Below are 13,645 nucleotides of genomic sequence, written 5' to 3'. Positions count from 1 at the left end.
AGAAATGATTACATTTGATCAAACAACCAAAACATTTGAAGGCGGCGTAACAGCTGTGAATGGTGTAGACTTCACCGTTGAAAAAGGACAAATTGTGGTTTTATTAGGACCGTCAGGCTGTGGGAAAACAACCCTGCTTCGAATGGTGAATCGTTTGGAATCGATTTCAGATGGAAAGATCACTATTGATGGTGAAGATTCTATGTCTTTAGATCAAATTGCTCTTCGAAGAAAAATTGGCTACGTCATTCAAAGCAATGGTCTATTTCCGAATATGACGATTGAAGAAAACGTTATGATTGTTCCCGACCTATTAGGGTGGAAAAAGAAAGAGAAGCGCAATCGTTTTAATAAATTGATGGAAATGATCGGATTAAGCGGTGAGAAATTTGGTAAACGTTATCCGCATGAGCTTTCTGGAGGACAGCAGCAGCGTATTGGTGTTATTCGCGCATTAGCAGCTGACCCGCCCGTTATGCTAATGGATGAGCCATTTGGAGCTCTTGATCCGATTATTCGTGAGAAAATTCAAGATGAGTTTCTTCAAATTCAGCGTGAAGTAAAGAAAACAATTCTTTTCGTTAGTCATGACATTGACGAAGCGATTAAAATGGCAGACAAAATCGTTCTATTACGCGGTGGGGAAGTCATGCAATACGATACGCCGTCTGAAATGCTTGTTCGTCCTAAGAATGAATTTGTTCGTGAATTCTTCGGGAAAGACCGTGCAATCAAGAGTTTAAGTCTTCATACCATTCAAGACATTCAAGAAATCATTGGTCTTGTTAATGAAGATGAAACGATTGAGGATACCATTACGATTAATGTTCACCATGATTTGCGTAATACGTTATCCATGCTTCTAAATCAGGAAGCGGATCAAGTGATCGTAGTTGATGATGACGGTAACAAACTTGGCGCCATTACGATTGATCTCGTTCAAAAGTATCTTCATTTTGAAATTAAGGCAAAGCCTACCCTGGTGCAGAAGGGGTGATTTGATGAATAAGAAAAAAGTTATGAGCCGTATTGTAAGCTTTCTCGTCTACGGAATAGTAGCCGTGTTCTTTATTTGGGCCATCAGCAACAGCTATTTTGACTATATTTTCAGTCAATCCAGTACGTTTCTTCACTTATTGAAGCAGCATATGCAGCTTGTACTTGTTTCTTCTTTCCTAGCGGTCATCGTAGCGCTACCTATTGGCATTCTTGTCACGCGTAAAAGCTTTCGAAGAGCTGAGTGGGTCGTTTCAAATACGGTTAACCTTGGTCAAACGATTCCAAGTCTTGCTGTTCTTGCTTTGATGATTAGTATTCTAGGAATCGGATTTAACACGGCAGTATTTGCCTTATTTATATACTCGCTGTTACCGATGTATCGGAATACGGTTGCGGGAATTGATTCCATTGATGAGAATTTAATCGATGCAGCAAGAGGGATGGGCATGAAGCCAATTCAAATACTCTTTCGAATTGAATTACCGAATGCATCGTATTCGATTCTTGCAGGTATTCGTACAGCCGTCGTATTAAATATCGGAACGGCTGCACTTGCTTATGTTGTCGGCGGTGGCGGTCTAGGCGTATGGATCTTTACCGGCATCCAGTTATTTGATAACGGTTATTTAATTTCTGGTGCTATTCCAGTAACCTTACTAGCTATTTTTGTAGACTATCTTCTTCGATTACTTGAACGAAAGATTGTACCAAAGGGATCTAGACCACCACAAGAAACGTAACGATAGGAGGTGTTTGTATGAAAAGAAAACTATTTCGTATTATCGGAATCATTTCCATCCTTTCCATGCTAGCCTCGTGCTCAAGCGTAGGGATTGGGGGGAAACAGATTTCGGTTGGTGGCAAGAACTTTACAGAGCAATACCTACTTTCCGAAATGACCGCTTTTCTTCTAAAGGAGGAAGGGTTTGACGTGAAGCAAATGAACAACCTGGGGAGTACCGTTGTTCGTAAAGCGCTCGAAAATAGTCAGGTTGATATGATGTGGGAATATACCGGAACGGCACTCATTACATATATGGGCGAAGAGCCGATTGCTGATCCAGTGGAAGCATTTGAGAAGGTCAAAGAGTTAGATGCCAAAAATAATGATATCCATTGGATGAATATGTCTAACGTTAACAACACCTATGCTCTCGCTATGAAGAAAGAGCAGGCAGAAGAATTAGGCATTGAGTCGATTAGTGATTTAGCGAAGTACGTGAATGAAAACCCAGGAAAGCTAACAATGGCCTCAGACGCAGAGTTTGCGAATCGACCTGATGGATTGCCTGGTGTAGAGAAAACATACGGATTTGAATTTGATTCTAGTCAAATTAAGCTGATGGACCTTGGTTTAACACAAAGGTCTTTAGACAATGGACAGGTCGATGTCTCGGTCGCATTTGAAACAGATGCTACTATTGTCGAGTATGACCTTGTTACCCTGAAGGACGATAAAACCTTCTTCCCGCCATATAGAGCGGCGGTTAGTATCAATGAGGATGTATTCGAAAAGTATCCGGAAGTGGAAGAGATAACAGCGCGTTTAGGTGAAAAACTAAACAGTGATATTATGCGCGAGTTAAATTATAAAGTCGACATTGAAGGAAACAGCGTCTCCGTTGTAGCCCATGATTGGTTAGTAGAGAATGGTTTGCTAGATGAATAATAGTAATAAAAGCTCATCCTGAAGAAAAAATCAGGATGAGCTTTTTTGTGTATGATGGAGAATATGCGCAATTATTGGCGAATTCCTAAGTTATCGTATAATTATTAAAATATTATGGCGTTGTAGTAAAAAGTATGGAATGTGAACGGGTTTGCATGATTTTAGTTTTAGTTAGTAAAAGAGTGGGAATTTCCTCCAAACAGGTCATAAAGGCTTCAATTTAGGAGGGTATAAATGCATTTATTTAATATAGGCTATGTGATCATAGCAGCTGTTTTGTGGGGGATTTCCGGAGGATTGGCAGGAATATTAATGGATAAAGGTTGGGATCCGTTAGTGATCTCATTCTATAGAGGATCAATAGGATTTGTTGGTATTTTTGTATGGCTACTACTTCATCGAAAAGGAAATAAAATTAATTATTCAACGAAGACGATGATGTGGTCAGTATTAGCCGGTTTAGCGGTCGCTGGAAATTTCAGTTTTTACTTTCTTAGTATTTCGGAATCTGGTGTAGCGGTAGCGTCAACTTTGATGTACACGGCACCACTGTTCGTACTGTTTAGTTCATTTCTTTTTCGAATAGAGACCGTCACCCCATTTAAGGTTATTGCAATGGTTATTGTGATGGGGGGGATCAGCTTATTAACAAACGTTTATGAAACGGGACTTGGCAGTTTAAATATTCTTGGAATCACAAGTGGACTATTATCAGGTCTTTCATACGCTCTGTTTATTTTTGGTTTTAAGAACGCTTCTAAAGAAGGGCGTCCACCTTTTGTTCTTAGTATGGCTTTTGCGACATTTACCATTGTTATGTTTCTATTTATTGATCATAAGGAAGCGCTCGATGCCTTGTTTTCTGAGGATCTAATTTGGTTTATCACTCTCGGTATCATCGGCGCAGGTATTTCTTTTTACTTATATATAGAAGGTTTGAAGAAAACGTCAGCATCCGTTGCAGCGATCATCGCGATGGTCGAACCGGTTACGGCTTCTCTATTTGGATTAGTCATTTTGGGAGAGGTTTTGACTTTAACGCAAAGTATAGGACTCGTGATCATTCTCATCACGATTACACTATTGAGTCGAAAACAAAAGGGATAAGAAGCAGAACTTTTTAACATATCGCTTAGGAGGCAATTGCCTCCTAAGTGATATGTTTTATATTTTATGAATGAGTAATTTAGCTGTTTCCTTGGCTGAAGCTACTTTCGACGAAAGGCTCATCGAATAAGAAACCGTCACCCCTTCATGAAGAATCAGCAGTATTTCGCCTAATTCTTCTGCATTCTGAAATTCTAATTCCTTAAGATACGTTGTAAACAGCTCCATTAACCATCTTTTCTCTTCAATAATCACTTCTCTACCGGGATGTGACTCTTCTGGCAACTCAGCTAATGCATTTACAAAAGCGCAGCCTCTCTGATTATTTGTTTCTAACCAACTCTCCAAAGCGTCAAAGATGATTAAGATCTTTTCCAAAGGTTGATGATCAGCTACACGGTCTAAATATGTGAATAAGTGTTTTTTCCACTGTTGATCTCGTTTTTTTAAATATTCTACGATCAATTGGTCTTTTGATCCAAAGCGATCGTATAGTGTCTTTTTAGTCACGCCAGCTTCGGTGGCAATGGTTTCGACCCCGATGGAATGAATTCCTTTCCAATAAAACAAATCGGAGGCTGTATCTAGAATTCGTGAGGCAGCAGGTGTCATTTTGATCTTCTCATCCATTTATTCCACACCCTTTATTATTTAATTCTCTCTGATATCCTGCTTCTGGGACATCTTTCTTGATGACCCATACACCTAGTAAACATAATAGCATTCCCATAATCGTTAGCAAACCAATTCTGTCACCAAACATAATAAAGGACCAGATCATCGTGACTGGTGGAGTGAGGTATAACAGGCTGCTCACTCGAGTAATGCTTCCTAACTTAAGATTCCACCAGTAAAACCCATATCCTCCAATCGTAGATAGAACAGCCACCCAGGCAACAGCTCCCCAGAATTCTACCGTGATTGGAGGGGAAGCTTTTCCCGTGGAGAATGCAATAATCGAGAAAAGAAGAGCGCTAATAAGAGTTTGGATCGGTAGAGCGTCGATAATTGAAACAGTGTTTTTTCTTGTTTTTTCAAATAAAGTTGCAAAGACGAGACTCATCATTGCTAAAAAGGATAGTCCATAAGCCCATAAGGGAACTTGAGAAGAAGTTCCTAAATCACCATATACAACAAACAAAACCCCAGCGATCCCCAACAGTAACCCGCTCCACTGCTTCAGAGAAGTCGATTCTTTTAATAGAGGACCAGCTAAAGCGGCTGCAGCTATTGGTTGAAGGGTTGTGATTAGATTTGAAGTACCAGCAGACACGCCGTTTTCCACAGATAAAAAGACGCCATACAAATAAACACCTTGAGCAAAGAGACCGATGAGTGCTTGAGTAATGACACTTTTTATCGATAATTTTTTACGGTGCTTCCATAGCCACCAGCTCGCTAAAATAAGGGAAGCAACAATAAACCTCCACATTAATACCGTCATTGAACTAGCCTCAGCCGTTCCTAATCTTGCGCCAATAAAACCTGAACTCCACATAATGACAAATCCAACTGCAGCTACGACGCTAATTTGTGATTTCGAAAACATACGTTTCGCTCCTTTTGAAGTAAACTGATCGGTGTAGTATCAATAATATAAACACACCGGTCGGTATACTGTCAAGAGTGAGCTTTCCTTAACCTTATTATCGCTCCTAGATTAGTGGAGCGGAGGAAAATGACATAAAAGGTGCCCCACCTCTTAAGAAGTGGGGCATGACATAGTTGTTAATAAATTGTACTTAATTTAAAAATGAAGCTTCCTTAACCCTTACTTCGTATTCGTAAACCCACCATCAATGCGAATGACTTCACCATTGATGTACTGCGCTTTAGAAGTTAAAAGGAACGTCACGAGCTCAGCTACTTCTTCAGGGGTACCGAGACGCTTCTGAGGAATACCAGCTTCTGCATTTTCTTTCATTTTTGGATTCGCTTCATAGAAGTCTTTTACCATTGGAGTTGCCGTTGGTCCCGGAGCGATTGCATTTGCGCGTAATCCGTCCTTCGCATATTCAGCTACGATACTTTTCGTAAGTCCAATAATACCGTGCTTTGTGGCAGAGTAAGTGACTACAGAATCTTGACCAATCACACCGGCACTTGAAGCTGTATTTACAATTGAACCTCCACCATTTTTGATCATAACATCAGCTACGTAACGAACACCGTATAAGGCGCCCATTAAGTTAATGTCTACGATCTTTTCTATTTCTTCTACTTTCGTATTTAAGTAATATTCACCACTACCGGAGATGCCGGCGTTATTAAAGAAATAATCAATTGAACCAAAGGTTTCAACTGTTTTGTCGACGTAATTCTTTACTTCGTCCGCTTTAGATACATCAGCTTTTATGAAAAGCGCATCAACACCCGCTTTTTTCGCTAGGTCGACCGTTTCATTACCGCCTTCTTCGTTAATGTCTACTGCAACGATATTAATCCCTTCATCTGCTAAACGAACAGCAGCTGCTTGTCCTAATCCACTTCCTGCACCTGTAATAACTGCGACTTTACTCATGCATAAAACCTCCTGATTAGTTGATTGAAGATGATATCTTGTTGCTATAGTACTAGTATAGACCTTTAGATTTTGAAAATAAAAGAAAGCGACTTGAGGGAAGCATATTGCGAGCTACCTCGATACATACGGATTTCCAGTCACCCAGAATCTCCACGGATAGTCACGAGCTTCTCCTGAATTAGCAATACCGATTCGTTTTCCTTCAGAAATGTGATCCGGCGTATAGCCACGTTGAATATATAGAGGAGGACGTACTAAGGCATGACCATAATCACCTGGATCAATTCCAAGCGCTTTAGTTAATTTGCCGGGACCATCCGTCCATTCCTTTTGTTTACGTCCAGGTCTTCGCTGCTCCATTAAGTCTAATCCTTTGAGAGGTTCAACGGCGCGAACAAGAATGGCTTCAGGGACATCGGTGTCAGCACTGACCACATTGAATAAACAGTGCGTGTGCATTACGTACGTATAAGCATTCCCTGCAGGCCCGAACATCACTTCTGTGCGTTTCGTTCGTTTGTTGTTGAAGCTATGAGCGGCTTGATCCTGTGCGCCCAAATATGCTTCTGTTTCCACAATATAACCGGAGGCAACTCCTTCATCCGTTTCCTTCACTAACTCGCAGCCGAGGAGAGCCTTCGCTAGTTCTAATGTCGGTTTTTGGTAGAATTCTCTAGGTAAAATAGACATGTTCGTTTCCTTTCGTAAGTCGTTATAGTTGAAAGATGTTCTTTCTCTCTTGTAAGCTCTACACATTAGTTTTCCACATGGTTACGTGAGCTAAACGAAATGGTGTAAAGGGAGAAGGGATCAATAAAGGTCCATCCAAGCCCTAAAGCGTGAAGTTTCATTACCATGCGATATGGGAAACCATCACAATACTTGTATAATAAAAGGAAGTGAAGATATTGGATTTATTTAAAAACAACGGGAAAGTTTCCATCGTAACTGGTGGGGGTAGCGGAATCGGTCGCCTTATGGCAGAAACGCTAGCGGAGAGCGGATCAAAAGTCGTTTTGCTTGGACGTTCACTAGACAAGGTTCAAGAAGCAGCAGCGGAAATCGCTGATCAAACCGGCGCAGAAGTTAAAGCCTATTCATGCGATGTGACAAGTAAGCAGGACATTGAGAAAGTAACCGCAGCAATCAATGAAGAGTATGGACAAATTGATATTCTCGTTAACAATGCAGGAACGAATGCACCTGGCACAATCGAAAATCTCGACGAAGATGGCTGGGATAAAGTGATGGATACTAATGTGAAGTCTGTCTTCTTTATGAGTCAGGCAGTTGTACCATATATGAAGAAACAGGAATATGGTCGCATCATTAATACCGCTTCTGTTGCAGGAGATGTAAGTCTATTCTTCAGCTCAGTCTATGGGACAAGTAAAGCAGGCGTTATTCACTTAACGAAGCAATTAGCTAACGAATTAGCTGAAAACAACATTACCGTAAATGCGATCAGTCCATGGATGTTTAAGACGGATTTCATTAAAGATTCCTTAGAAGACCCAGAGTTTAAAGAGATGATTAATAAAAGAACGCCAATGAAACGAATTGGAGAGTTGGATGAGCTTAAAACATCCGTTCTTTACTTCGCTTCAAAAGGATCAAGCTACATTACCGGACAAAATATTTTCGTTGATGGCGGCGTCACAAATTACGGATTGTAAAAAGAAAACGGATTTCCTCATGAGTGAGGGAATCCGTTTTTTTTATGAATTCGTCCATTGTACTTCAACAGAGTTCAAATAGCTGTCTTGCGATTAATCGATCGTCGCCCACATTTCTTCTGGATTTAGTTCGTAAATGTTATTTTCTCGGTACATAAAATGATTGATAATAAACTCTCGACGAATGGTTGCGAAGTCGGGATGGAACTTTTTGATATACTCGTTCATTTCTTTCTCAGGGTACTTTTTCCCTCGTTCTAATCCGTTGATTAAGTGCTTAAGAATAATGATTTTTTTCTTTCGTTGAGAAGGGAGGTGCTTGAGCGTACCATCTGGTGCTAAGAAATTATTGATAACAGCTTGCGTTTTCACAGAATCGTCCTCCTTATCGTAGTCAGGCTGGTAAAGCATAATCGGCAGGGCTTCTGAGTAAGAGCGGAATTTCTTCTCATCTATGTAGTAATAGATGGTGTTTTTATCCTTACGTTGATAAACAATGCCGGTGTCTCTTAATTTCGTCATATGATGAGTGATCGTAGGTGCTTTTAATCCAAGTTTGCCAGCGATGGCTTGGCCGTGGAGAGGACCTTTAGCGAGCAACGAAAGAATGCGAATCCGAGTTGGATCCCCGAGTGTTTTATGGAAATTAACTAATCGGTTTAACTGCAATATACGACCCACCTTCCTATAAGTTAGATTAGTATCTAATTAGATACTAATCTAATTATAGTTGTTCGTCAACCAATGAACCGTTCACATATTGACTGGACTGGTTTCCGATTCGTTACATAGAAACCTCTATATTGTCTTAACTGAAATAATATTGAAATAATTATTATTGAAATGTATTGTGTATTATTTGTTGCGAATGAAAAGGAAAAATACCTCTTAGAAGGTTGGGTACCAATCTTGTAGTACGAAATGACTGCCATTTACACTCAATTATATCAAGTGATCAGACGATAGATGGTTAGATTTTCATGTGATTTCTATAAAAAGAATATTTTTCCAATCACTAAATGTTCTAGATTAAGTTTATCACTTAAATCTCTAGAAAGTTATTGGGAAATGTTATGGCAACATAGTGAGTATATAGGCGTATCGTCTAACAGATTTCCCAATACAACCTTCAGAAATTCTATGATAGGCTACTAGTGTATTCAAAATTCAAAACATTCCGAGAAGGGGAGGAGATTTTTTGAAAAAGGGAATCGCCGTCGCACTTGCGACAGGACTTGCATTTGGGGGCGCACTACCAACTGCATCAGCCGCATCGCCAGAGGATTTGAATGTGGATCAGAAGCAAGCACTTGACAAGATGGAGATTGTAAAGGAGAGCTGGGAAAAGGAACGGAAGGTGCCATCTTTCTTATCTGGTAAACTATCAGAACAAAAGGTTGCGAGTGAAGGAGATGTCCAGCAATATCTACAGGAAAATGAAGCCCTATTCCAGGTGAATGAGAATGATCTTAAGCTGATCGATCAATCGAAAGATAAGCTAGGCATGACTCATTACACATATGTTCAAACGGTAAATGGGGTACCACTTGATGGAGCGACATTCATCGTACATACAGATAATGATGGGGAAGTTGCAGCCGTGAACGGCAATCTGCATCCAGACGCTGTAAAGAAATTTGAAGGAAGTAAGAATGCGAAGGTATCTGAAGAAGAAGCGGTTAACACAGCATGGAACCATGTTGATGTACAACCTGAAACAAGTCTTCGTGATAATAAAAACATGACGGGTCAGGGAGAAAAAGTTGTTTATAAGGACGGCGATCGCTATGTTCTTGCTTATAAAGTGCAGCTGAACTTTATTGATCCTTATCCTGCGAACTGGCAAATCTATGTGGATGCTCGCGATGGTTCCGTTGTAGAAGCGTATAATGCGCTAGCTGACGGCGCCGAGACAGGAACAGGAACGGGCGTATTGGGTGATCAGAAATCGCTAAATACGGTATCACAAAATGGTAGCTATCTTCTTCGTGACGTAACAAAAGGTGGCCTCATTGAGACGTATAGTGCCAATAATGGATCAAGCCTTCCTGGCGCGATCGTAACAGATGATGACAATCAGTTTGTTTCTTCAGATCAAGCGGCAGCTGTTGATGCGCACTACAATGCAGGCGTTGTTTATGACTATTATGAGTCGACACATAATCGCGATAGCTTTGATGATAACGGTGCAACGATTCGTTCTACAGTGCACTATGGCTCAAACTATAACAATGCTTTCTGGGACGGAACGCAAATGGTTTATGGTGATGGCGATGGGACCACTTTTGCTCCATTATCAGCAGCGCTAGATGTTGTTGGTCATGAAATAACGCACGCAGTAACAGAACGCACAGCGGGACTACAGTATCGTGATCAATCGGGAGCACTTAACGAATCAATGTCAGATGTGTTCGGGTATTTCATCGAGCCTGAAGATTATCTTATGGGGGAAGACGTCTATACGCCTGGTACACCTGGAGATGCGCTAAGAAGTCTATCGAATCCAGAAGCATATAACCAACCATCTCATATGGATGACTACGTTCAAACGTCTCAAGACAATGGCGGCGTTCATACGAACAGTGGTATTCCAAACAAAGCGGCTTATTTCACCATCGAAAGCATTGGAGATAGCAAAGCAGAGCAAATTTATTACCGTGCTCTTACAACATACCTCACTCCAACAAGTGACTTTAGTGACGCAAGATCGGCTCTTCTACAATCGGCAGATGATTTATACGGCGCCGGATCTACTACGTACAATAGTGTCGCGTCAGCCTGGGATCAAGTTGGCGTTACGGAATAAAGATTAACGCAAAAAAAGGGCTCATGGCGAGCTCTTTTTTTTGCGTGTAAGTGATCGTTATTTCATAACCAGCTGTGTTTCAGCTTGTAGGTAACGATCAAAAGAATCGGGTGTTTGATAAGGATCACCGTTCACCAACTGATTGATATCAATGCTGAATTCATACGGAAATAAGCGTACGCTCCAATTTTCATCAGGGTGAATTTGATGACTATAACCCCCATTAACGTGTAAGGCATATGTATTTAGTTCCTCAGTTTCTTGAATCACACCACTGAGCGTTTGATAGATGCTACGAACCTTGTATTCGTCCCAATCATTTTTTAAGTTTTGACTTAGAACAACTCGTTCCGTTGGAGAAACATAAAAGGAATCTGCCTCTTCCGCCGGGGTGTTCGTATACTCGTAATCCATCGTTTGGGTCTCCCCGGTCTCAATGTTCTCCGCAACCACCAGCTGCTTTCCGATTAACGAGTTTGCTTCTATGTAATAATCACCCCCAAGCTCAGGTAAAGCGAAGCTGATCACATCATGTAATCGCTTCTTGGGCACTATCTTCCATTCCATCACGACATTTACGCGGTATTTTCCGTTTCCTAGCGCCTGTACATGTGTGGTCAATAGCTTATGTGAGGTCTCAGCGCTGTTCCATGTGTTTTTACTAGTTTGAGTGGATAATAGAAGGGAGTTTGTTTTCTCTCTATATTCTCTAGCAATGGATTGCCGGTTGTCTTCCGGTGAATTTTTCGTTTTTTCAACGGAAAAGTCTTTGTTCACATTAGCGGCAAGCGTGTCTTCTATAGGAAAGAAGACGAATAAACATACTAAAAACAGGGATAGTAACTTCTTCAAACAATCAACCTTTCATTTATTTCTTCATTAAGCTTAAAGGAAAATAAGAGAGGGTTCCAGGTCTAATCGAAAATATTTGTGCAATAGTGCTTTCGTTAATTGCCCCGAACGAAAACTAATAATTGGCGAAAGATGGTATTGTTTAGGTTGAGGGTTTTTATGATTCATATGGCAAATGGGAGAGGCGCATTTGAGGTGTTTTATCGTGATTCCAATGATCTTGTTAGGTAGTTTTTTGATAGGATTAAGAGTAAACGACTTAGGCAATATCGGTAATTTCCTCATGAATCTTGTAGGGATTGGCTTCGTGGGGTTAGGAGTTTTAATAAGCAGACGTAAGGGGGAAAAGCTAGTTTATAAATGATAGAAGTACGTATGAAAAGGAGGTGGATGAGATATTAAAAAAAATTAGGATTGGTTTAGCGGTCGTAACGTTTTCTATAATTGTATATGCGAGTATAACGGAGGATTATGCGGCAATACCTTATATGATGCTGTTTTTAGGCAGTATTATGTTGGTTATGGGGATAGAATATTGTAAAAAAGAGGCTACGGCCTACATAGGTTATTTCTTTTTCGTTGCCGCACTCTTTAATTTTTATGTATCTATCAAGAGTTATCTAATAGGTTAATGGTTTTAAGCGCTTTCCGAAAGTGGAGGCGCGAGAGCAATTTGATCTTTCTTGCTAGTACGGTGACTTATATTAATAATAAGAAGGAGACTAAAGCATGCAATATGAAGCGAAAACACCAGAGGGATATTTTGAAATGCTAGAAGATGATTGGAGAAAGGAAAAGCTCCTTGCAGTACGACAGTACATAATTGAAAATGCTCCAGAGCTCGAAGAAGGCATTCAATATAAAATGCTTAGCTATAAAGGGAAGTCGAGCGTGTTGTTTAATCTTAATGCTCAAAAGTCCTATGTAAGTCTTTATGTAGGAGATATTAAGAAAATCGATAGAGCAAGTGAATTATTGAATGGTTTGGATTGTGGAAAAGGATGTATCCGAATTAAAAAATCAATTGATTTACAGGAAAGCGGTGTGGAGGAATTTGTGAAAGAAGCGATTAATCAATGGCGAGCTGGTGAGGATCTTTCTTGTTAGAGGGTGGGGATAAGGGGTAGCCTGTGATAAGGTGTGAAACTTTCATTAAATCGATTCGTAAGTAGTAATAGAACAAAAATGGATGTTATTTAGCAAGAAAGGAGTTCATTTTGGGGAAACTACTTTTGCTATTTGTTGTAGGCTTTATAGGGCTATCTCTACGCTATTTGTTTCTAGGAAAATTCGAGATGGATCAGCTCTTGTTGCTAATGGGTTTTCCGGTGGCGGCTATATTGATTCTATTTATGATGAAGTGGCAGCATAAGAAGGATCTTGCTTTTCAGCCAGAAGCGGATGAAGAACGTATGGTGACACGCTTAGGAGATCGAGTCTCAGCAGCGCCGAAGCGAGTGTTTGACGGACGGGAACTTGTTGGGGAATACAAGCGACTTTATCATAAGCCGTGGAAGCGAGTTGTCGCAGATATTATGGACAGCCCAGGAAGATGGTTTCTTAATCTAGCGTTTTCGTCAGAAGATGGTCATCACATCATTCTAAAAGGTAAAAATGAAAATCGCCTTCGCGGAACAAATGAATGGCTGATCTTCTCTAATAACGATGAAGTAGGCAGCATTCAAATGGACTACTCAGTCAAAAATGTCGCCAAGTTAAAGGAAAGTCTCTATCTTAACTATCGTGATCACACCTATCATTATCAGTCATTTGGGATTGGGTCTAAAACAGTGATTCGTAAAGATGACCATAAGATTGGGGAAGGGAAAAGGGCTGAATTAGGAAATTCGATTTATAAATTAGAAATGAAAGATACATATGGCGAAGAAGCACATGTTTTATTTATGGGCTATATTCTATTTAACTATCATTTTAGTCAGTGAGCTAGCTTTAATATTGCTTTGGTGGTGAAGCTTGTGAACAATCATTTAGGATTGCTTTTTTATACTGCG

Annotated in this window: 15 protein-coding genes; 9 read left to right on the top strand and 6 right to left on the bottom strand. The window is 40.3% G+C overall.

Annotation, left to right across the window (positions count from 1 at the left end; genetic code table 11):
• Positions 1-4 precede the first annotated feature (4 nt).
• The 4 genes from Q4550_RS01825 (at position 5) to Q4550_RS01810 (ending at position 3,775) form a co-directional block, all read left to right on the top strand.
• A complete protein-coding gene (locus Q4550_RS01825) occupies positions 5-997 on the top strand; it encodes an ABC transporter ATP-binding protein (protein ID WP_303529872.1) in 993 nt (330 codons plus the stop codon).
• Between the two features lie 4 nt (positions 998-1,001).
• Positions 1,002-1,739, top strand: coding sequence for an ABC transporter permease (locus Q4550_RS01820; protein WP_303529870.1), 738 nt, complete (start codon positions 1,002-1,004; stop codon positions 1,737-1,739).
• A gap of 17 nt (positions 1,740-1,756) precedes the next feature.
• Positions 1,757-2,668, top strand: coding sequence for an ABC transporter substrate-binding protein (locus Q4550_RS01815; RefSeq protein WP_303529868.1), 912 nt, complete (start codon positions 1,757-1,759; stop codon positions 2,666-2,668).
• Between the two features lie 234 nt (positions 2,669-2,902).
• Entirely contained in the window at positions 2,903-3,775 is an 873-nt protein-coding gene (locus Q4550_RS01810) for a DMT family transporter (protein ID WP_303529865.1), read from the top strand.
• 57 nt (positions 3,776-3,832) lie between these two features.
• On the opposite strand, the gene Q4550_RS01805 is transcribed toward Q4550_RS01810, so the two are convergent.
• From Q4550_RS01805 to Q4550_RS01790, 4 genes are all read right to left on the bottom strand, one after another.
• Positions 3,833-4,405, bottom strand: coding sequence for a TetR/AcrR family transcriptional regulator (locus tag Q4550_RS01805; protein ID WP_303529863.1), 573 nt, complete (start codon positions 4,403-4,405; stop codon positions 3,833-3,835).
• Positions 4,398-5,324 (bottom strand): DMT family transporter, encoded by a 927-nt coding sequence (locus Q4550_RS01800; protein WP_303529862.1) that lies wholly within the window; start codon positions 5,322-5,324, stop codon positions 4,398-4,400. Before Q4550_RS01800 ends, Q4550_RS01805 begins: the two co-directional genes overlap by 8 nt.
• Positions 5,325-5,546: 222 nt before the next feature.
• Complete coding sequence (locus Q4550_RS01795; RefSeq protein WP_194220675.1) at positions 5,547-6,296, bottom strand: SDR family NAD(P)-dependent oxidoreductase; 750 nt, start codon at positions 6,294-6,296, stop codon at positions 5,547-5,549.
• Positions 6,297-6,410: 114 nt separating this feature from the next.
• Positions 6,411-6,989: a DNA-3-methyladenine glycosylase gene (locus tag Q4550_RS01790; RefSeq protein WP_303529858.1), complete on the bottom strand. Its 579-nt coding sequence runs from the start codon at positions 6,987-6,989 to the stop codon at positions 6,411-6,413.
• Positions 6,990-7,198: 209 nt separating this feature from the next.
• On the opposite strand from Q4550_RS01790, the gene Q4550_RS01785 reads away from it, so the two are divergent.
• Positions 7,199-7,975 carry an SDR family NAD(P)-dependent oxidoreductase gene (locus tag Q4550_RS01785; protein WP_303529856.1) on the top strand — a complete coding sequence of 259 codons (777 nt, stop codon included), beginning with the start codon at positions 7,199-7,201 and terminating at the stop codon, positions 7,973-7,975.
• Between the two features lie 93 nt (positions 7,976-8,068).
• Here Q4550_RS01785 and Q4550_RS01780 read toward each other — a convergent pair whose 3' ends face one another.
• Positions 8,069-8,644, bottom strand: a complete 576-nt coding sequence (locus Q4550_RS01780; RefSeq protein ID WP_303529853.1) for a DUF2087 domain-containing protein — start codon at positions 8,642-8,644, stop codon at positions 8,069-8,071.
• Positions 8,645-9,173: 529 nt separating this feature from the next.
• Here Q4550_RS01780 and Q4550_RS01775 point away from each other — a divergent pair.
• Positions 9,174-10,781: a M4 family metallopeptidase gene (locus Q4550_RS01775; RefSeq protein WP_303529851.1), complete on the top strand. Its 1,608-nt coding sequence runs from the start codon at positions 9,174-9,176 to the stop codon at positions 10,779-10,781.
• Positions 10,782-10,838: 57 nt separating this feature from the next.
• Here the strand turns inward: Q4550_RS01775 and Q4550_RS01770 are convergent, their stop codons facing one another.
• Positions 10,839-11,633 (bottom strand): hypothetical protein, encoded by a 795-nt coding sequence (locus tag Q4550_RS01770; RefSeq protein ID WP_303529849.1) that lies wholly within the window; start codon positions 11,631-11,633, stop codon positions 10,839-10,841.
• A 488-nt stretch (positions 11,634-12,121) separates the two neighbouring features.
• On the opposite strand from Q4550_RS01770, the gene Q4550_RS24620 reads away from it, so the two are divergent.
• The 3 genes from Q4550_RS24620 to Q4550_RS01760 all read left to right on the top strand — a co-directional run bounded on the left by Q4550_RS24620 (position 12,122) and on the right by Q4550_RS01760 (position 13,576).
• Positions 12,122-12,265 carry a DUF3953 domain-containing protein gene (locus Q4550_RS24620; protein WP_369290136.1) on the top strand — a complete coding sequence of 48 codons (144 nt, stop codon included), beginning with the start codon at positions 12,122-12,124 and terminating at the stop codon, positions 12,263-12,265.
• A gap of 97 nt (positions 12,266-12,362) precedes the next feature.
• Positions 12,363-12,740: an iron chaperone gene (locus tag Q4550_RS01765; RefSeq protein ID WP_303529848.1), complete on the top strand. Its 378-nt coding sequence runs from the start codon at positions 12,363-12,365 to the stop codon at positions 12,738-12,740.
• Between the two features lie 110 nt (positions 12,741-12,850).
• Positions 12,851-13,576, top strand: coding sequence for a tubby C-terminal domain-like protein (locus tag Q4550_RS01760; protein WP_303529846.1), 726 nt, complete (start codon positions 12,851-12,853; stop codon positions 13,574-13,576).
• Positions 13,577-13,645: the final 69 nt, after the last annotated feature.

The sequence above is a fragment of the Anaerobacillus sp. 1_MG-2023 genome, from assembly GCF_030547345.1.
GTDB classification, from domain to species: domain Bacteria; phylum Bacillota; class Bacilli; order Bacillales; family Guptibacillaceae; genus Guptibacillus; species Guptibacillus hwajinpoensis_B.
This window is presented reverse-complemented; position numbering and strand designations above follow the sequence as displayed.

Coding starts and splice junctions, on each gene's coding strand:
- Q4550_RS01825 (WP_303529872.1), top strand. CDS start 5: ATGATTACATTTGATCAAACAACCAAAACATTTGAAGGCGGCGTAACA.
- Q4550_RS01820 (WP_303529870.1), top strand. CDS start 1,002: ATGAATAAGAAAAAAGTTATGAGCCGTATTGTAAGCTTTCTCGTCTAC.
- Q4550_RS01805 (WP_303529863.1), bottom strand. CDS start 4,405: ATGGATGAGAAGATCAAAATGACACCTGCTGCCTCACGAATTCTAGAT.
- Q4550_RS01795 (WP_194220675.1), bottom strand. CDS start 6,296: ATGAGTAAAGTCGCAGTTATTACAGGTGCAGGAAGTGGATTAGGACAA.
- Q4550_RS01765 (WP_303529848.1), top strand. CDS start 12,363: ATGCAATATGAAGCGAAAACACCAGAGGGATATTTTGAAATGCTAGAA.
- Q4550_RS01810 (WP_303529865.1), top strand. CDS start 2,903: ATGCATTTATTTAATATAGGCTATGTGATCATAGCAGCTGTTTTGTGG.
- Q4550_RS01815 (WP_303529868.1), top strand. CDS start 1,757: ATGAAAAGAAAACTATTTCGTATTATCGGAATCATTTCCATCCTTTCC.
- Q4550_RS01800 (WP_303529862.1), bottom strand. CDS start 5,324: ATGTTTTCGAAATCACAAATTAGCGTCGTAGCTGCAGTTGGATTTGTC.
- Q4550_RS24620 (WP_369290136.1), top strand. CDS start 12,122: ATGATGCTGTTTTTAGGCAGTATTATGTTGGTTATGGGGATAGAATAT.
- Q4550_RS01790 (WP_303529858.1), bottom strand. CDS start 6,989: ATGTCTATTTTACCTAGAGAATTCTACCAAAAACCGACATTAGAACTA.